Source organism: Pseudomonas sp. X10 (assembly GCF_054889225.1).
In genome coordinates this window covers 4,883,670-4,899,572 of record NZ_CM142677.1, presented here as the reverse complement: position 1 = coordinate 4,899,572, position 15,903 = coordinate 4,883,670, and the positions used below count along the sequence as shown (strand labels likewise).

Annotated in this window: 13 protein-coding genes; 5 read left to right on the top strand and 8 right to left on the bottom strand. The window is 65.0% G+C overall.

The annotated features are described in order from the left end of the window. The first annotated feature begins 2 nt into the window (after nt 1-2). The 3 genes from ACYU03_RS22335 (at nt 3) to ACYU03_RS22325 (ending at nt 4,263) form a co-directional block, all read left to right on the top strand. A complete protein-coding gene (locus ACYU03_RS22335) occupies nt 3-629 on the top strand; it encodes a DNA-3-methyladenine glycosylase family protein (RefSeq protein WP_461886786.1) in 627 nt (208 codons plus the stop codon). A gap of 80 nt (nt 630-709) precedes the next feature. Beyond that, on the top strand, nt 710-1,780 hold the full coding sequence (gene ada / locus ACYU03_RS22330; protein WP_461886785.1) for a bifunctional DNA-binding transcriptional regulator/O6-methylguanine-DNA methyltransferase Ada: 1,071 nt from the start codon (nt 710-712) through the stop codon (nt 1,778-1,780). An 80-nt stretch (nt 1,781-1,860) separates the two neighbouring features. Then, nucleotides 1,861-4,263 (top strand): DUF3772 domain-containing protein, encoded by a 2,403-nt coding sequence (locus ACYU03_RS22325; protein ID WP_461886784.1) that lies wholly within the window; start codon nt 1,861-1,863, stop codon nt 4,261-4,263. Nucleotides 4,264-4,271: 8 nt separating this feature from the next. On the opposite strand, the gene ACYU03_RS22320 is transcribed toward ACYU03_RS22325, so the two are convergent. From ACYU03_RS22320 to fepB, 7 genes are all read right to left on the bottom strand, one after another. Beyond that, the gene (locus ACYU03_RS22320) at nt 4,272-4,886 is read right to left on the bottom strand and encodes an LbetaH domain-containing protein (protein ID WP_461886783.1); all 615 of its coding nucleotides are present in this window, start codon (nt 4,884-4,886) and stop codon (nt 4,272-4,274) included. Between the two features lie 127 nt (nt 4,887-5,013). Then, complete coding sequence (locus ACYU03_RS22315) at nt 5,014-6,444, bottom strand: aldehyde dehydrogenase family protein (RefSeq protein ID WP_461886782.1); 1,431 nt, start codon at nt 6,442-6,444, stop codon at nt 5,014-5,016. 20 nt (nt 6,445-6,464) lie between these two features. Further along, entirely contained in the window at nt 6,465-7,964 is a 1,500-nt protein-coding gene (locus ACYU03_RS22310; RefSeq protein ID WP_461886781.1) for a purine-cytosine permease family protein, read from the bottom strand. 154 nt (nt 7,965-8,118) lie between these two features. Further along, nucleotides 8,119-8,514 carry a YybH family protein gene (locus tag ACYU03_RS22305; RefSeq protein ID WP_461886780.1) on the bottom strand — a complete coding sequence of 132 codons (396 nt, stop codon included), beginning with the start codon at nt 8,512-8,514 and terminating at the stop codon, nt 8,119-8,121. Between the two features lie 222 nt (nt 8,515-8,736). Beyond that, nucleotides 8,737-9,768: a FecCD family ABC transporter permease gene (locus ACYU03_RS22300; protein ID WP_461886779.1), complete on the bottom strand. Its 1,032-nt coding sequence runs from the start codon at nt 9,766-9,768 to the stop codon at nt 8,737-8,739. After that, nucleotides 9,765-10,814 carry a FecCD family ABC transporter permease gene (locus tag ACYU03_RS22295; RefSeq protein WP_461886778.1) on the bottom strand — a complete coding sequence of 350 codons (1,050 nt, stop codon included), beginning with the start codon at nt 10,812-10,814 and terminating at the stop codon, nt 9,765-9,767. Before ACYU03_RS22295 ends, ACYU03_RS22300 begins: the two co-directional genes overlap by 4 nt. A gap of 3 nt (nt 10,815-10,817) precedes the next feature. Beyond that, nucleotides 10,818-11,726: a Fe2+-enterobactin ABC transporter substrate-binding protein gene (fepB, locus tag ACYU03_RS22290; protein ID WP_461886777.1), complete on the bottom strand. Its 909-nt coding sequence runs from the start codon at nt 11,724-11,726 to the stop codon at nt 10,818-10,820. 169 nt (nt 11,727-11,895) lie between these two features. Between fepB and ACYU03_RS22285 the strand changes: the two genes are divergently transcribed. After that, nucleotides 11,896-12,696 (top strand): ABC transporter ATP-binding protein, encoded by an 801-nt coding sequence (locus ACYU03_RS22285; protein WP_461886776.1) that lies wholly within the window; start codon nt 11,896-11,898, stop codon nt 12,694-12,696. 12 nt (nt 12,697-12,708) lie between these two features. Here the strand turns inward: ACYU03_RS22285 and ACYU03_RS22280 are convergent, their stop codons facing one another. Further along, nucleotides 12,709-13,533 carry an IclR family transcriptional regulator gene (locus ACYU03_RS22280; RefSeq protein ID WP_461886775.1) on the bottom strand — a complete coding sequence of 275 codons (825 nt, stop codon included), beginning with the start codon at nt 13,531-13,533 and terminating at the stop codon, nt 12,709-12,711. A gap of 228 nt (nt 13,534-13,761) precedes the next feature. On the opposite strand from ACYU03_RS22280, the gene ACYU03_RS22275 reads away from it, so the two are divergent. Continuing rightward, on the top strand, nt 13,762-15,846 hold the full coding sequence (locus ACYU03_RS22275) for a TonB-dependent receptor (RefSeq protein ID WP_461886774.1): 2,085 nt from the start codon (nt 13,762-13,764) through the stop codon (nt 15,844-15,846). Nucleotides 15,847-15,903 lie beyond the last annotated feature (57 nt).

Below are 15,903 nucleotides of genomic sequence, written 5' to 3'. Positions count from 1 at the left end.
CCATGGTTCATGCCGATCTGTCACCCGAGGGCTACCGCAACGCCACGCGTTTTCTCGCTGGGCTGGACCCCGACTGGGCGCGGCACATCGAGGCCACAGGGCCTTGCCTGCACCAGGCCACGCCAGGACGCGAGCCCTATGAGGCGCTGGCGCGCGCCATTGCCTACCAGCAACTGCACGCCCGTGCCGGTGATGCCATCCTCGGACGTTTGCTGGCGTTGTACCCGGGCGCAGCCTTTCCGTCCCCAGGGCAACTGTTGGACAGCGACCCACAGGCCCTGCGCGCCTGTGGTTTTTCCGCCACCAAGCTGGCAACTCTCCGGGCCATCGCCCAGGCGCGCTTGGATGGCCTGATTCCCTGCCGTGACGAAGCCTTGGCACTGAGCGACGAGGCCCTGATCGAGCGGCTGGTCACCCTGCCGGGCGTAGGACGCTGGACCGTGGAAATGCTGCTGATCTACAGCTTGGGGCGCTCGGACGTGCTACCGGTGGATGATTTTGGCGTCCGCGAGGGCTATCGGCGCCTCAAGGGTTTGGACAAGGCTCCCACCCCCGCACAGATGCGTTCGCTGGGCGGTGCCTGGAGCCCGTTCCGCACGGTCGCCTCCTGGTACCTCTGGCGGGCCTGAACATACCGCGCAAGAATCGGAGTGATCGGTCTTGGGCGGCTCGTTAGGCTGGGCCTCATGAATCGAAAAGGGAGACTGACATGACCCCCGGCATATCCTCTTTCCGCACCGATGAGCAACGCTGGTGCGCCGTGCAGGCAAATGATCCCAGCGCCGACGGGCAGTTCGTCTATGCCGTGCGCACCACGGGCATCTATTGCCGGCCCAGTTGCCGCGCGCGCTTGCCAAGGCGCGAGAACGTCGAGTACTTCAGCGACGCCGAGGCGGCCGAAGCGGCGGGCTACCGTGCTTGTCGGCGTTGTTCGGCCGACAAGGCCCAGGCCAATGCGCGCCGAACCGAACTGGTGGCCCGGGCCTGTCGTTTGATCGAGGCCAGCGACACGCCACCCAACCTGGAGCAACTGGGCGAGCAGCTTGGCCTTAGTCCGTTTCACCTGCACCGGTTGTTCAAGGCCGAGACTGGCCTGACGCCAAAGGCCTATGCCTCGGCCTTCCGTGCCCGACGTTTGCGCGAGGAACTGGGCGATGCGTCTACCTCGGTAACCGATGCCATCTATGGCGCCGGCTTCAACTCCAACAGTCGCTTCTACGAGAGCGCCGGACAGCGCCTGGGCATGCGCCCCCGCGAGTACCGGGCCGGAGGCGCAGGGGCGACGATCCGCTTCGCCATCGGCGAGTGTTCACTGGGAGCGATTTTGGTAGCGCAGAGCCAGCACGGCATTTGCGCCATCCTCCTGGGGGATGATCCCGAGTTGTTGCTGCGTGACTTGCAAGACCAGTTCCCCAAGGCACAACTGCTGGGAGGCGATGCCGGTTTCGAGCGCCTGGTCGCTGAGGTGGTCGGTTTCGTCGAAATGCCTGCGCTGGGCCTGAACCTGCCGCTGGACGTGCAAGGCACGGCCTTCCAGGAGCGGGTGTGGCAGGTGTTGCGCGAGGTGCCGGTCGGTAGCCGGGTCAGCTATACCGAGATCGCCGAGCGTATTGGCGCGCCGCGGGCCGTACGCGCCGTAGCCATGGCTTGCGCGGCGAACAAGATCGCCGTGGCGATTCCCTGTCACCGCGTGGTGCGCCGTGACGGTGACATCAGTGGCTACCGCTGGGGTGTGGAGCGCAAGCGGCAGTTGCTCGAACGCGAAACATCTCACCCTTGACGCTTGGCGGCAGCGTAGAATTTCCAGCGGTCTGTGGCGGTCTATGATCGATAGGCCGGAAAGTGAACGAGGGGAATTCGATGCGGCGAGCCAGCCTGAACACTGTTTGCCTGGGGCTTCTGGCCCTGTTGTTGTGGGTGGCCATGCCGGCTTGGTCGGCTTCTGCCGGGCCGGTGGCACGCATGGCGCCCGGCGAACTGCCGGTGTTGGGCGAGGAGGCGAGCCTGGAGCAACTGGACGATCGGCTCGACCTGATCCGCCAGGGGGTGACCAGCAACGCCAACGACGACCTGCTGGCCCAGTTGCGCCAGGCGACCTTGCAGGTCCAGCGTCAGGCGGATGCCCTGGCGGCAATGCGTACGGCGGATGTGGCGCGCCTGGATGACCAGCTCAACGTCCTCGGCCCGGCTCAGGCCGATGAAGCCGAGAGCCTGACCCGCCAACGCCAAGAGCTGAGCGCGCAGAAGAAGTCCCTGCTCGCGCAACAGCAGCAGGCCGCCCAATTGGCCCAGTCAGCCCGTGACTTGTCCGCGCAGATCATCAACCTACGTCGCAGCCTGTTCAACTCGCAAGTCACCAGCCGTACGGCCAGCCCGCTGAGTCCGGCCTTCTGGTCCAGCCTGATCCGCCCCACCGACGACGACCTGGGCCGTCTGCGCGATCTGCGGGACGAGACGCTGGCAGCGCTGGGCACTGCATTGAGTGCTGGGCAGCGTGGTTTGTTCATTGCCAGCCTGGTGGCCGCGATCCTGCTCTGGACCTTGGGCCGACGGCTGCTCGAACGCATGCTGACGCAGGTGATGATCCGTTGGTTGCCGGAAGGCCGGCTACGCCGCAGCGCTCTGGCGCTGGGCGTCGGCCTGGCCACCCTGACCACCATCGGTGGAGCGGTATCGCTGTTGCGCTGGGGCTTGGAAAGCAGTACCGAACTGGGCACGGACATCGCCAGCCTGACCAACCACATCCTCACATTGGTGGTGTTCTGTGCCTTTATCGCTGGCCTGGGTCGCGCGATGCTCATGCTGTCACGTCCGTCCTGGCGCTTGCCGCCGATTCCGGACGAGGTCGCCAGCGCGTTGAGTTGGTTCCCACCGGTGCTGGCCTTGGCGTTGATGCTGCTGTTGACCCAAGAGCGGATCAACAGCGTGATCGCCAGCAGCCTGGCCCTGACCGTGGCCACCAATGGCCTGACCGCCCTGGTGGTATCGCTGATCTTCGCCACGGCCCTGGTGCTCTATCGGCGCACCAGCCGACAACATCAACTGGAGCGTCCCGCAGGCATCGCCGGGCTGATTCCCTTCGTGGTCACGGTTTGGGTGGGCGTGATCCTGCTGACGTTGCTCACGGGCTACCTGACCCTGGCCTATTTCCTGACGGCCAAGCTGCTGTGGATCAGTGTGGTGGCGACCTGCGCCTACCTGTTGATCGCGGTGTTCGGCGACCTTTGCGAAACCTTGCTTTCTCCCCGTCAACCCGGTGGCCTGGCGCTGGCTTCGGCGTTAGGCCTGGCCCCGCGTCACCAGGCCCAGGTCAGTACCGTGCTGGCCGGGATCGGCCGCACTCTGCTGGTGTTCACCGCAGTGCTGTTCGCGTTCCTGCCGTCGGGCACCGGCCCTGGCGAGTTGTTGCTCAGCCTCGCCCAGTGGGACGGCAGCGGCAAAACACTGGGCAACCTGAACATCGTGCCCCAGGACATCCTCCTGGCCGTGGGCCTGTTCCTCGGCGGGCTGTTCGGTATCCGTGTACTCAAGCGCTGGCTGAGCGAGCGCCTGCTGCCGGAAACCGACATGGACGCCGGCATGCGCGCTTCGCTGGTGACCCTGGTCGGTTACCTGGGTTTCGTGTTCCTGGCGATGTTGGTCATGTCGACCTTGCACATCAACCTGACCAACCTGACCTGGGTGGTCAGCGCCCTGTCGGTGGGGATCGGCTTCGGCCTGCAGGCCATCGTGCAGAACTTCATTTCCGGCCTGATCCTGCTCACCGAGCGGCCAGTGAAGGTTGGCGACTGGGTCAGCCTCGGCGGGGTGGAGGGCGATATCCGTCGGATCAACGTGCGCGCCACCGAGATCCAGATGGCCGACCGCTCAACGGTGATCGTGCCCAACTCCCAGTTCATCTCGCAGAACGTGCGCAACGTGACCATGGGCAATGCCCTGGGGGTGGTCGGTGTCACCCTGACCCTGCCGCTGGACACAGATGTATCGCAGGTACGTGAGTTGTTGTTGCAGGCTTATCGTGAGCACGAGTCGATCCTCGATGCGCCGGCACCGTCGGTGACCTTCAAGGACCTCACCAACAATGGCCTGGTGCTCAGCGCCAGTGGTTACGTCAGCGGACCACGGGCGGTGTCTGGTGCGCGCAGCGACCTGTTGTTCACCATCCTCGGCCGCCTGCGCGACGAGGGCATCGCCCTGTCGTCGCCGCAGAGCATGGTGCTGGTGCAGGAGAACCCGCAGCGCCCGGTGGATGACAACGCCTGACCGGCCAGCTACTCGACTTCCTGGTCCAGGAGGCTGGCGCGGCGGACGATGCTGCCCGGTGCAAGCAAGGCGCCGGGCGCAACAACGGCATTGGCGCCGATTCGGCTGCCGTCGCCCAGTAGCGCGCCGAACTTCAGCGTGCCTGTCTTGTGCAGTCCGCCGTCCAGACGTACTTGAATCTCCTTGTCCGCGCGCTCGTTGCGATAGTTGCAGACGATGCTGCCAGCCTCCAGATTGACGTCGCGTCCGATGATCGAGTCTCCGACAAAGTTGAAGTGGGCCAGCTTGCTGCCAGCGAACATCAGGCTGGTCTTGAGCTCCGCGCCGGGGCCGAGGATGCAGTTGTTTTCAAGCCAGCAGCCACCGCGCAGGTAGGCGCCTGCGGCAATGAAGCACTGGGCGCCGATGATGGCGGGGCCCTTGATCACTGCGCCAGGCTCGACAATGGCATCGCGATGGATCGCCGTCCGTTCGACGATCCGGAACTGCTCCGCTGGCAACAGGGGGAGCAGGCCGTCGATCATGCCTTCTATCTCGGTAATGAGCTGCCAGGGGCGGGTGGGTGTTGCGGTGCTGAACGGGCTGTGGGCGAAACCCTGGATGAACTCATTGATCGACATCATGCGAGGCGTTCCTTTGCAGGTTCTGGTGCGTTTCGACGATGTCTATCCTGACGGCAAAATGGCGGAGCGCCTAGCGTTGGCGCGGATCTTCGCGCCAACGCTAGGCGTACATGAAGAGCATTCGCTATCAGCCGAGGCAGCGGGTCACATGCTTCACCGACTGATAGGCAGACAATCCCCAAGGCCCTAGCTCGCGCCCGATGCCACTGCCCTTGGTACCGCCCCAGGAGGTTTCGACGAACACCGCCTGGATCGAGTTGATCCAGACGTGGCCGACTTCCAGCACATCGGCAACCCGCTCGGCGCGCTGCAGGTCGGCCGTAGCGACGGTGGCGACCAGGCCGAAGCGGCTGTCGTTGGCCAGGGCAATGGCTTCTTCCTCGGTGCTGAAGCGCCGGGCGCAGAGGACTGGGCCGAAGATTTCTTCCGTCCACAGACGGCTGTCGGCAGGCACGTCGGCATAGAGGGTCGGGCTGACGAACCAGCCCGGAGACTCCAGGCAGGTGCCGCCGGCAAGGCACTGCAGGCCTTCTTCCCGGGCGATGGCGAAATAGGCTGCGACCTTGAGCCACTGCCCTTGGCTGGTCAGTGGGCCCATGTCGACCTCTTCGCGCAACGGGTTGCCGACACGCAGCCGCTCGAAGGCGGCCTGCAAGCGTGGTAGTAGCGCATCGGCGATGCCGTCCTGGACCAACAGGCGCGAGGTTGCCGAGCACATCTGCCCGGCGTTCCAGCAGATGCCCGCGACGATCCATTCCACCGCCTGGTCAAGGTCACAGTCGTCGAACACCAGGATGGCGGACTTGCCACCCAGCTCCAGGGTGACAGGCCGGCACTGGGCTGCCGCGCTGCGCATCACCTGGCTGCCGACGCTGTTGCTGCCGGTGAAGGAAAGTTTGTCCAGGCCGTTGTGGGTGCTCAGCGCGGCGCCCGTGTCGGCCTTGCCGTTGACGATATTCAGCACGCCAGCCGGCAGGCCCAGGGAGTCGGCGATCTGGCCGTAGGCCTGCTCGACCAGCGGCGTGACCTCGGACGGCTTGAGCACCACGGTGCAGCCGGCGGCGAGGGCAGGTGCGAGCTTCCAGGCGCTGGTCACCAGTGGGAAGTTCCAAGGCACGATCAGGCCAACGACACCCACCGGTTCCAGGCGCGTGCGAGCTGTGAAGGCAGGGGCGGCCAGGGGGACGTCGCGGTTCTTTTCCGGCAGTTGTTCGGCCAGGTTGGCGTAATAGTTGAAGGTCGCTACCGCGTCGTCGAGGTCCACTTCGGCTTCATGGCGCGGTTTGCCGTTGTTCTGCATTTGCAGGCTGACCAGCGCTTCGCGGCGCAGGTCGAGCTGTTCGGCGAAGCCACGCAGATAGCGGGCGCGTTCCGAGGGACTGACGGCTTTCCAGTGGGGCAGTGCGCGGCGGGCGGCGCTCACGGCCTGGTCGACCTGTTCGGCACTGGCGGCCATGAGTTCGGCAAAGGGCTGCCCCAGGGAAGGATCGTGGACGGTGATGCAGTCAGTGCCAGCGCCAGCCACCCAGCGGCCGTCGATGTAGTGAGGTGATGTCATGGTCGGGTTCCAGTCAGTGATCAGGCGGTTTCGGTGTTGTCCAGCGGGGGCGTGGCCAGGATTTTCCGGCGCACCCAGCGCGGGCCCATGGGGCCATACACCGAGTCGGGTTCAGGGAAGAGGTTGAGCAAGGCCAGGTAGAGCATGCCGGCCAGGCCCAGGGTGATCGGCAGGCTGATGTCGATGCCGCCGGCCAGCTCACCCAGCGGACCGACGAACTGCCCAGGTAGGTTGACGAAGCTCAGGCCTACCGCCGCACTAGGGATCCAGGCGCCCATTCCACGCCAGTTCCAACCATGCTGGAACCAGTAGCGCCCACCGCGCTCACCACGGGTGAAGACCTGTAGGTCGTCGGCGTGGTAGAAGCCGCGACGGGTGATCAGGCCGAGGATCATGATCACCATCCAGGGGCTGGTGCAGGTAATGATCAGTACGGCGAAGGTGGACACGCTTTGCACCAGGTTGAAGGTGAAGCGGCCGATGAAGATGAAGGCGATGGCGGCGACACCGATCAGCAGAGTGGCGCCGGCGCGGCTGAGCAGGCGCGGGAACACGCTGGACATGTCCAGGCCGGTGCCGTACAGCGCCGTGGTGCCGGTGGACATGCCGCCGATCACGGCGATCAGGCATACCGGCAGGAAGAACCAGGTCGGCGAGATGGCTAGCAGGCCACCGACATAATTGTTGGCCTCGATGTACTCGGGGGCTTGGGTCGCTACCAGGGTTGCGGTGCACAGGCCGAAGAGGAAGGGAATCAAGGTGCCGGCCTGGGCCGCGATCACGGCCAGCATGATGCGCGACTTCGGTGTTTCCCGTGGGATGTAGCGCGACCAGTCGCCGAGGAAGGCGCCGAACGACACGGGGTTGCTCATGGCCAGGATCGCCGAGCCTATAAAGGCCGCCCAGAAGCCCGGTTGTTCGAGGCTGACACTGCCGGCGAAGCCGCTATCGAAAGGCCCGGCAAAGGCGAAGATGCCCAGCAGGAACAGCAGGCTGGAGGCCCACACCGCGATCTTGTTGACCCACAGCATGAAGCGGAAACCGTGGATGCAGACGATCAGCACCAGTACCGCGAACAGGCCGTAGGCCAGGCCCAGGGTCAGGTCCGTCTCCGGCAACCCGGCCAGGCGCTTGGCGCCGCCGACCAGGGCATCCCCGGAGCTCCACACCGACAGCGAGAAGAAGGCCACGGCTGTCAGCAGCGACAGGAACGAGCCGACGATGCGCCCATGGACGCCGAAGTGCGCGCCGGACGAGACCGCGTTGTTGGTGCCATTGAGGGCACCGAACAGGCCCATGGGTGCCAGGATCAGGGCGCCGATGCCAACGCCGAGAAGAATCGACCAGACGCCGGCCTGGAAGGACAGGCCGAACAGCACCGGGAAGCTGCCCAGCACAGCGGTGGCGAAGGTGTTGGCGCCGCCGAAGATCAGGCGGAACAGGTCGGTCGGGGTGGCGTCGCGTTGGCTGTCGGGAATCTGCTCGACACCAAAGGTCTCGATACGCGTCGATTGGCTCATTGTGTAGCTCCAGCGCCTGTCACGGTTGTTGTTTTAAGCACCGCCTGGATAAGCCGGGCGGTGTGTGCATTGGCAGTGGCGGCAGGGCCGCCGGAAACGGGGTGCAACGGTTGTGGGCGGCAGGCTTCGCTTGGCCTGCTCGCGCCACGGCATGTCAGGAGGCGGCCGCCACCGACAGGTGCTCATGGCAGGCCAGCCAGCGTCCGCCATGTTGGCGGAAGACGATGGTTTCACGTTCTTCGAGGTGATGCTCTTCGCCGGCCAGGCGGATATGGGTGGTAACGTCGTGCATGAAGATAGCCACCTCGCCTTGCAGGCTGACGCTGGCGTTGCTCGAACGGCAGCCCAGCACCGCGAACCCCTCGGCCTGCCATTGCTGCCAGAGCGCTTGGTATTCGGCACGTGAGTGCAGTGGTTGCGGCAAGGTGTGGAATAGGAAGGTGGCGTCTTCGCTGAAACAGGCGAAGTAGCGTGCGCTGTCGTTGCTGGCGAAGGCGTCTACGAGCTCGGCGGCGGCTTGCCGGACCTGGGGCTGCGGGGTCTGGTCCACGGGAGTGGCCTCACGGTTTTTTGTGATTGTCGTGAGACGATTCTGGTGAGCGTGGTTTGTGGGAAAAATCCCTGTGAGCAAATAATCAGTTCAGGAATTTCTGAACAAAAGACAGGGGCAGTGCAAGTAATACATCCGCTAGGCGAGGGTTTTGCCCTCGATTCGCGGGCGAGCCCGCTCCTACAGACTCGGCGGCGCCGTGGAAATCGAGACCTCCAGGGCTCAGATCCGTTTACTACTCACCAGCAGCCACAACAGGTAGAAACCGCCGAGCAGTCCGGTCATCAGGCCGATCGGCAGGTTGACGCTGGAGGCCAGGCGCTGACTGAGCAGGTCGGCCGCCATCAGCAGGACCGCGCCCATCAGCGCCCCCGAGACCAGTGGCACATCGGGCGACAAAGTCAGGCGCCTGGCGATCTGCGGGCCGGCCAGGGCGATGAAGGCGATTGGGCCAGCCGACGCGGTGGCGATCGCGGTCAGGGCGACAGCGGCCAGCACCATGACCAGTCGGGTATGTTCCGTTGGTACGCCGAGCTGGCTGGCCGTCTCGTCACCCATCTCCAGCAGATTGATGCGCCGGGCGTGGTAGAGCGCCAAGGGCACGATGCCCAGCAGGCCGAGCGCGGCTGGCAGCACATGCGACCAGGTGCGGGTGTTCAGCGAGCCGGCGAGCCAGAGCTGGGCGAACAGGGCCTGGTCCAGGTTGCCAGTCACCAGCAGCATGTTGTTCAGGCCCGACAGGCTGGCGCCAACGCCAATGCCGATCAGCACGAGGCGGTAGCCGCCGCTCGTACGGCCCTTCCTCGCCAGCAGCACGACCAGCAGCGCAGTGCCGAGCCCGGCCAGTACGGCGGCCAGCGCGGTGGCCAGCGGCCCGGCGTCGAACAGGATGATCTGTACGATCGCCCCACTGGCGGCGCCGGTGGTGAAGCCGATGACGTCCGGTGAGCCCAGCGCGTTGCGCGAGATCGATTGGAAGATCGCCCCCGCCATGCCCAGGGCCGCGCCGACCAGGCTCGCTGTGAGCAGGCGGGGCAGACGTACGCGGTGGATGACGTGCTGAGCCGTGGGGTCTTGGCCGTAGCCCAGGAGGCTGGCGAGCACATCCGCTGGTTGCAGCGCCAAGGACCCGGTACCGAGCAGAACCGTGCCCAGGGCCAGGCCGGCCAGGACCAACAGGGCGCACACCAGCGCTGGCCGTGGTCGGTAGCGCAGCGACAGCCGACCGACCCGCAGGGCGCGGATACCGGTCATAGCCGGCTCAGGCGCAGGCGCCTGACCAGGACGATGAAGCAGGGGCCGCCGAGGAGCAGGGCAATGATGCCAGCGGCGATTTCCGCCGGTGTGGCGATCAGCCTGCCAAGCACGTCGGCACTCAGCAGCAGGGCTGCCGCGATGGGAGCGGAGTAGAGCAGGATCCAGCGGTAGTCCGGGCCGACCAGCAGGCGGGCGAGGTGTGGTGCGACCAGGCCGACGAAACCGATCGGTCCGGTCATGGCGGTCGCCGCGCCAGCCAGCAGCATGACCGAGCAACAGGCCAGCAGCCAGGTCAGGCGCAGGTTCATGCCCAGTGCCTGGCCGAGGTCCTTGCCCAGGGCCAGGGCATTGAGGTTGGCGGCGATGGACAGGGCCGCGAGCAGGCCGGCGCCGATGGCCAGGGCCGGCAACCCGAGCAGAGCGAAGCCGCTGCCGGCCAGGGACCCTGCCGCCCAGTGGCGGAACCTGTCGAACACCTCGGGTGGGGCATTGAGCACGATGATGCCCGTCAGCGAGGCCAGCATGACCGACAAGCCGGCACCGGCGAGCACCAGGCGTACCGGGTTGGTGCCGGTTTCGTGGGCCTGGCCGAGCAGGAAGACGGCGATGCCGGCCAGCCCCGCACCGAGAAAGGCGCCCCCGAGGTATTGGGACATGCTGGTCAGGTCGAACACTACGACGCCGACGATCACCGCCAGCGCCGCACCGGCATTGATGCCTAGCAGGCCCGGCTCGGCCAGTGGGTTGCGGGTGACCGCTTGCATGACGCTGCCGGACACACCGAGGGCCAGCCCGGCCAGCAAGGCCACGAGGGTGCGTGGAACGCGAAGCTCACGGACGATCAGGTGCTGGTCGGTGTGCTCGCCCACGCCCAGCAGGGCTTCAAAGGTAATGGTCAGCGGAACGGGGCTGGAGCCGACCGCCAGGCTGAGCAGGGCAAGCAGACAGAGCAGCGTTGCGGCGACGAGCAGCCCCTTGGCGCGGGCCTGGCGCCGGCGCAAAGGCGAGGGTGTTGCCCAGAAGGGCCGAGCGAGCACGCGCATGGTTCAGCGAAAGTACCCGGCGACGGTGTCGACCATCTGCCGCCCCGAGTAGTAGTCGATGCGGAACGAGCTCGGCCCCAGCGGGTAGACCCGCCCGTTACGCACCGCCGGCAGGTTGGCCAGCACCGGGTCGGCGAGGAACGCCTGTACGTCACTGTCGCTGGCACCCATCAGGAACACGCTTTCACCATTGATGGCGGCGGGCAGGTTCTCCCTGGAAATGAACTGGAAATCCGATGCCCTCGTCACTTTTGCCGCCAGCGCTTGTGGCAGCTCCGCCACCGTGAAGCCCAGGGCCGTGAGCAGGCGGGCCTGCGGGCTGCTGCCCCGGCCGACTGAGAAGCTGCCGGCGATGTTGTAGCCGATCACATTGACCGGGCCCGCCGGTGGCGTGATGTGGGCGGCTGTCTCGGCTGCATAGGCGTCGAAGCGCTCGATGGCGGCCTGTGCCTGGCGCTGCAGGCCGGTACGCTTGCCCAGCTCGGTGGCGATCTCCTGCCAGCTCTGGTTCGAATAGTTGACCACCATCACCGGTACGCCCTGCGCCTCGATCTCCGAGCGGTATGGCGCGACGCTATCGGCACCGGTCGCAGAGGCAACCAGCAGGTCGGTATCGCTGGCGACCACCGCTTCGATGTCGAACTGCAGGTTGCGGTACAGCACCTGGACACCACGTTCGTCTGCCACCTGAGCCCATTGCGAGAAGAAACCCTTGTCGTCGGTCAGGCGGCTGGGGGTGGTGGCGGCGCTGGCGATCAGGGGGGCGTCCATGGCCAGCAGGATGCCGGTTACGCTGGGTGTGGTCGAGATGATGCGCTCGGGCTGTGGATCGCCTGCGGCCATGGTGAGGTTGCCGAGCAAGGCTAGGGTGACGGTGATCATCGGCAGGGAGAGGCGGCGGGGTGCGGTCATGGCGGCGGCTTTCACGGTGAAGGGCTGGAAAACGGATAACGCGGCTGGGGACGTGGAGCCCCGATGCCTCGAACTCAATGATAATGCTTCTCGTATATGCTATTCCAGAATGTAGAATAGATTCCACATTTGATTTCCCCTGACCTACTGCTACTAGGAACCCATCCCCATGACCCACCGCTTGCACGCGGATGCCGTGACCTTGCGCCGTGACGCACGCACCGTGTCGGAGAACCTTTCCATCGGCATTCCGGACGGCTCGTTCACTGTCATCGTCGGCCCCAACGCCTGTGGCAAGTCGACTCTGCTCGCGGCCTTGGCGCGTCTGCTGGTGCCGACGCATGGGCATGTGCTGCTCGATGGCAAGGACATCCGCCAGTTGCCGGCCCGGGAGGTCGCCCGCCGGCTGGGCTTGTTGCCGCAAAGCGCGCAGGCACCAGATGGCATCTCTGTTGCCGAGCTGGTGGCGCGCGGCCGTTATCCGCATCAGTCCTTCCTGCAGCAATGGTCCAAGGCGGATGAAGAGGCGGTGCAACGGGCGATGGAGGCGACCGGTGTGGCGGCGCTTGCCGAGCGGATGACCGATGAACTTTCCGGCGGCCAGCGGCAGCGGGTCTGGATCGCCATGGTGCTGGCGCAGGACACCCCGCTGTTGCTGCTCGACGAGCCGACCACTTACCTAGACATCGCCCATCAGATCGAACTGCTGGAGCTGTTGGCCGCGCTCAACCAGCAGGGACGAACCATCGTTGCGGTCCTGCATGACCTCAACCAGGCCTGTCGTTACGCCACCCACCTGATCGCCATGCGTGACGGTGCGATCGTCGCCGAGGGGGAGCCTGGCACGATCTTCACCGAGCAATTGGTCGAACAGGTCTTTTCCCTGTCGTCGATGATCATCACCGACCCGGTCAGCGGCACGCCGATGGTCGTGCCACGCACGTTGAAGCGCACGCAGCCTTTGGCCTGAGCGCTGGGGGCTTCAGCGTCGTGGTGGGTCGCTGTCGGCACCGGGGGCGGATCCGCCGGTGGCCTGGTTGACTAGGACGGACTCATGAAACAGCGCGTCGCGATCTTGTGGTGAGCGCAACTGCCCCAAGTCGCTGACGGTGGTCATGGCACAGACGATTTCCTGCTGCGCATCGAACACCGGCGCCGCCTGGCCGGTGACATTCGACAGCAGGTGACTGGTCATCTCGGCCCAGCAGCGCTGGCGGACTTCGTCGAGTACTGCTTCGCTCGGCCGGCTGCCGCGGAAGTGGGCCGGCTGCTGCTTGCGCGCATCGTCGATCACCGCCTTGGGCAGGAACGCCTGGAACACCAGGCCGCAGGCCGTGTTGTCGATGGGCAGGATGTCGCCCAGGGCCAGCGGGTTGATCGAGAAGTAGGCGCTGCGGTACCAGCGCACCAGAGTCGGACCGCGTGGGGTCCAGATGGCCACGCCACCGCTGGCGGCATGCTGGAGCGTCAGGGCCTTCATGCGCTGGGCGGCAATCTCCACCGCGTCGACCCGCTTCAGGGCGGCGATGCCGATGTTCAGGGCCGCCGGGCCAAGGTCATACAGGCCGGTCAGCGGGTCCTGCTTGGCCAGGCCTTCCTTCACCAGGCTCTGCAGGTAGCGGTGCGCCGTCGAGCCACCGGTGCCCGTGCGCCGGGCGACCTCGCCCAGGGCCAGTTCACTTTCGGCATTGGCCAGGGTGTTGAGGAAGCGTGTCGCGATCGCTACCGACTGGATGGTGCCAGAGCGCTTCTCGCTCGATGTGTCTGCCGCTTCATCCGACGGGTTCTGCGAAGTGTTCAACGGCATCCTCTCCTCACTTGGGGTTGGTCACGGTGGCTTTCAGGCGCTGGCCTGCGCTGTGTTGGCGTAGGGCTCGCCCAATCATACCGGTTCCGCTGGTCGTCCGGCTCTCCCTAGACGGCAAAGGAGTTGCTCTTTTATTTCACTTTGAGGAATGCATTCTTTATTGAGGAATATAATGGCATCGTGATAGCCTAATTGCTAAACGGGATCATTCTCATTTGGAGAGCAGCTTTGAAGGTCTACATCCATCGTTCAATCGGTCAAGGCATCGGTGTCGCCAGCTTGTCATCGTTGCTGTCGGCATTCCCGGCAATTGCCCAGGAGGTCCCGGCCGCGGGCAAGTCCGTGCTGACATTGGAGTCGCTCGTGGTCACGGGTGAGAAGCTGGAACGCGAGCTGAAGGAAACGGCATCGTCGGTCTCGGTCGTCACCGACCGCGACATCGCTCTGAGGGAAACCGGGAACGCGTCGGTGTCGGAGGTGATCAACGACATTCCGAACGTGGTCTACACCGACTCGGTGGGAGCGCCGATCATCCGTGGCCAAGACACCCAGGGGCCGAACAATGGACAGAACGTGTTCTGGGGCGGCACGGTGCCACGGGCCACGATCAACCTCGATGGCCATTACCTGAACTACAACGAGTTCTTCTATGGGGCGACCTCGGTCTGGGATGTCGACAGCATCGAAGTCTTCCGTGGGCCGCAAACCACTTCGCAAGGCGCCAACGCCATTGCCGGCGCGATCATCGTCAACACCAAGGACCCGACCTTCACCCCGGAGGCGGCCTACCAGGCGGAAATCGGCAACTACAACGCGCGGCGCACCTCCATCGCTGTCTCTGGTCCCTTGTCCCAAGACTTCGCTGGGCGCCTGGCGCTGGACTATTCCGGGCGCGACACCTTCATCGACTACAAGAGTCCGAATTTCCAGGGCAGCGGCACCGACCAGGATTTCAGCGCCCTGAATGCACGGGCCAAGCTGCTCTGGTTGCCCAGCTCGATTCCAGGCCTGGAGAGCAAGTTCACCTTCTCCCATAACGACACCAACCGTCCCAGCCAAGAGGCCGCCTCGCGGCCGTTCCACAAGCTTGACCACACCACGACCACTATGCCGAGCTGGGAGCAGGACACCAACACCAGCATCCTCGATGTGTCCTATGACCTGGGCAACGGCATCCGCCTGTTCAACCAGGCGCAGTACTCGTTGTCCTCCGTGCACCGGGTCACGGGAGCGGCGGGAGAGGGGGACGCGGACATCCGCCAGAAGAATGCTTCCAACGAATCACGGATCATCTTCGGTGACGGGCAGGAGGTGCTCAGCGGCATGGCCGGTGTGTTCTACGCTCGCACCACCAGCGACGAAACCTTGAACCTGCGCGGCCTGTCGGCCTTCGACGACACCAAGAAAAACCTCGGGGTCTTCGGTGAGCTGAACTACCGCCTGACCGAGCGCTGGACCTTGAACACCGGCCTGCGCTACCAGGAAGACAGGATCGAACGGCTCGGCAACTCCGTACTGGCCCCGACCGCGCTGGATTACCAGCAGACCTTCCGGGCTTTGCTGCCGAAGGTCTCCCTGGCCTTTGCCGCCACCCCGCAGTGGACCGTCGGTGGCATGGTCAGCCGTGGCTACAACCCGGGCGGCGTGTCGCTCAACCTGACCACTCGGCAATGGGCCCGCTTCGATGACGAATCGGTCTGGAACTACGAGTTGTTCAGCCGCGCTAGCCTGCTGGACGATCGCCTGCACCTGAACACCAACCTGTTCTACATGGACTTCAAGGACGCGCAGTACAACATCCCGGTGGTGATTTCACCGGGCGTCTCCCAGTCGTACACCATCAATGCGGAAAAGGCCCACGCCTATGGCCTGGAACTGGACGCCGACTACCAACTGCTGGACAACCTGCGCCTGAAGGCCAGCGCGGGCGTGCTGCGCACCCGTATCGACAAGATCTCCAGCAATGCCGACTACGAGCACAACGAGTTCGCCCGCTCACCGGGCTACACCCTGACCTTCGGCCCAAGTTGGGATATCACGGACCGGCTCAACCTGAACGCCCAGGTGCGCTACCTCGATGGCTATTACTCCGACACCGCGAATACCTCGTCGTACTCGGTCAAGCCCTACACCTTGACCGATGCACGGATGAGCTACCGCTTCAACGATCAGGTCCAGCTCTACGGGTACGTGAAGAACGTCTTCGACGACCGTTCGCCGACCTACATGCAAGAGAACCGTGGCATCGGTGGCACCGAGGCGAGCATGACCCAGCCACGGACCTTCGGTGTCGGCATCAAGGGCGCTTTCTGACAGACGCTCGGCTTCACCGAGACACCGGCCCTGAGAGGGGCCGGTGCGTTTTTTATC

Coding starts and splice junctions, on each gene's coding strand:
- ACYU03_RS22310 (WP_461886781.1), bottom strand. CDS start 7,964: ATGAGCCAATCGACGCGTATCGAGACCTTTGGTGTCGAGCAGATTCCC.
- fepB (WP_461886777.1), bottom strand. CDS start 11,726: ATGACCGCACCCCGCCGCCTCTCCCTGCCGATGATCACCGTCACCCTA.
- ACYU03_RS22335 (WP_461886786.1), top strand. CDS start 3: ATGGTTCATGCCGATCTGTCACCCGAGGGCTACCGCAACGCCACGCGT.
- ACYU03_RS22325 (WP_461886784.1), top strand. CDS start 1,861: ATGCGGCGAGCCAGCCTGAACACTGTTTGCCTGGGGCTTCTGGCCCTG.
- ACYU03_RS22320 (WP_461886783.1), bottom strand. CDS start 4,886: ATGATGTCGATCAATGAGTTCATCCAGGGTTTCGCCCACAGCCCGTTC.
- ACYU03_RS22285 (WP_461886776.1), top strand. CDS start 11,896: ATGACCCACCGCTTGCACGCGGATGCCGTGACCTTGCGCCGTGACGCA.
- ACYU03_RS22295 (WP_461886778.1), bottom strand. CDS start 10,814: ATGCGCGTGCTCGCTCGGCCCTTCTGGGCAACACCCTCGCCTTTGCGC.
- ACYU03_RS22280 (WP_461886775.1), bottom strand. CDS start 13,533: ATGCCGTTGAACACTTCGCAGAACCCGTCGGATGAAGCGGCAGACACA.
- ACYU03_RS22300 (WP_461886779.1), bottom strand. CDS start 9,768: ATGACCGGTATCCGCGCCCTGCGGGTCGGTCGGCTGTCGCTGCGCTAC.
- ada (WP_461886785.1), top strand. CDS start 710: ATGACCCCCGGCATATCCTCTTTCCGCACCGATGAGCAACGCTGGTGC.
- ACYU03_RS22315 (WP_461886782.1), bottom strand. CDS start 6,444: ATGACATCACCTCACTACATCGACGGCCGCTGGGTGGCTGGCGCTGGC.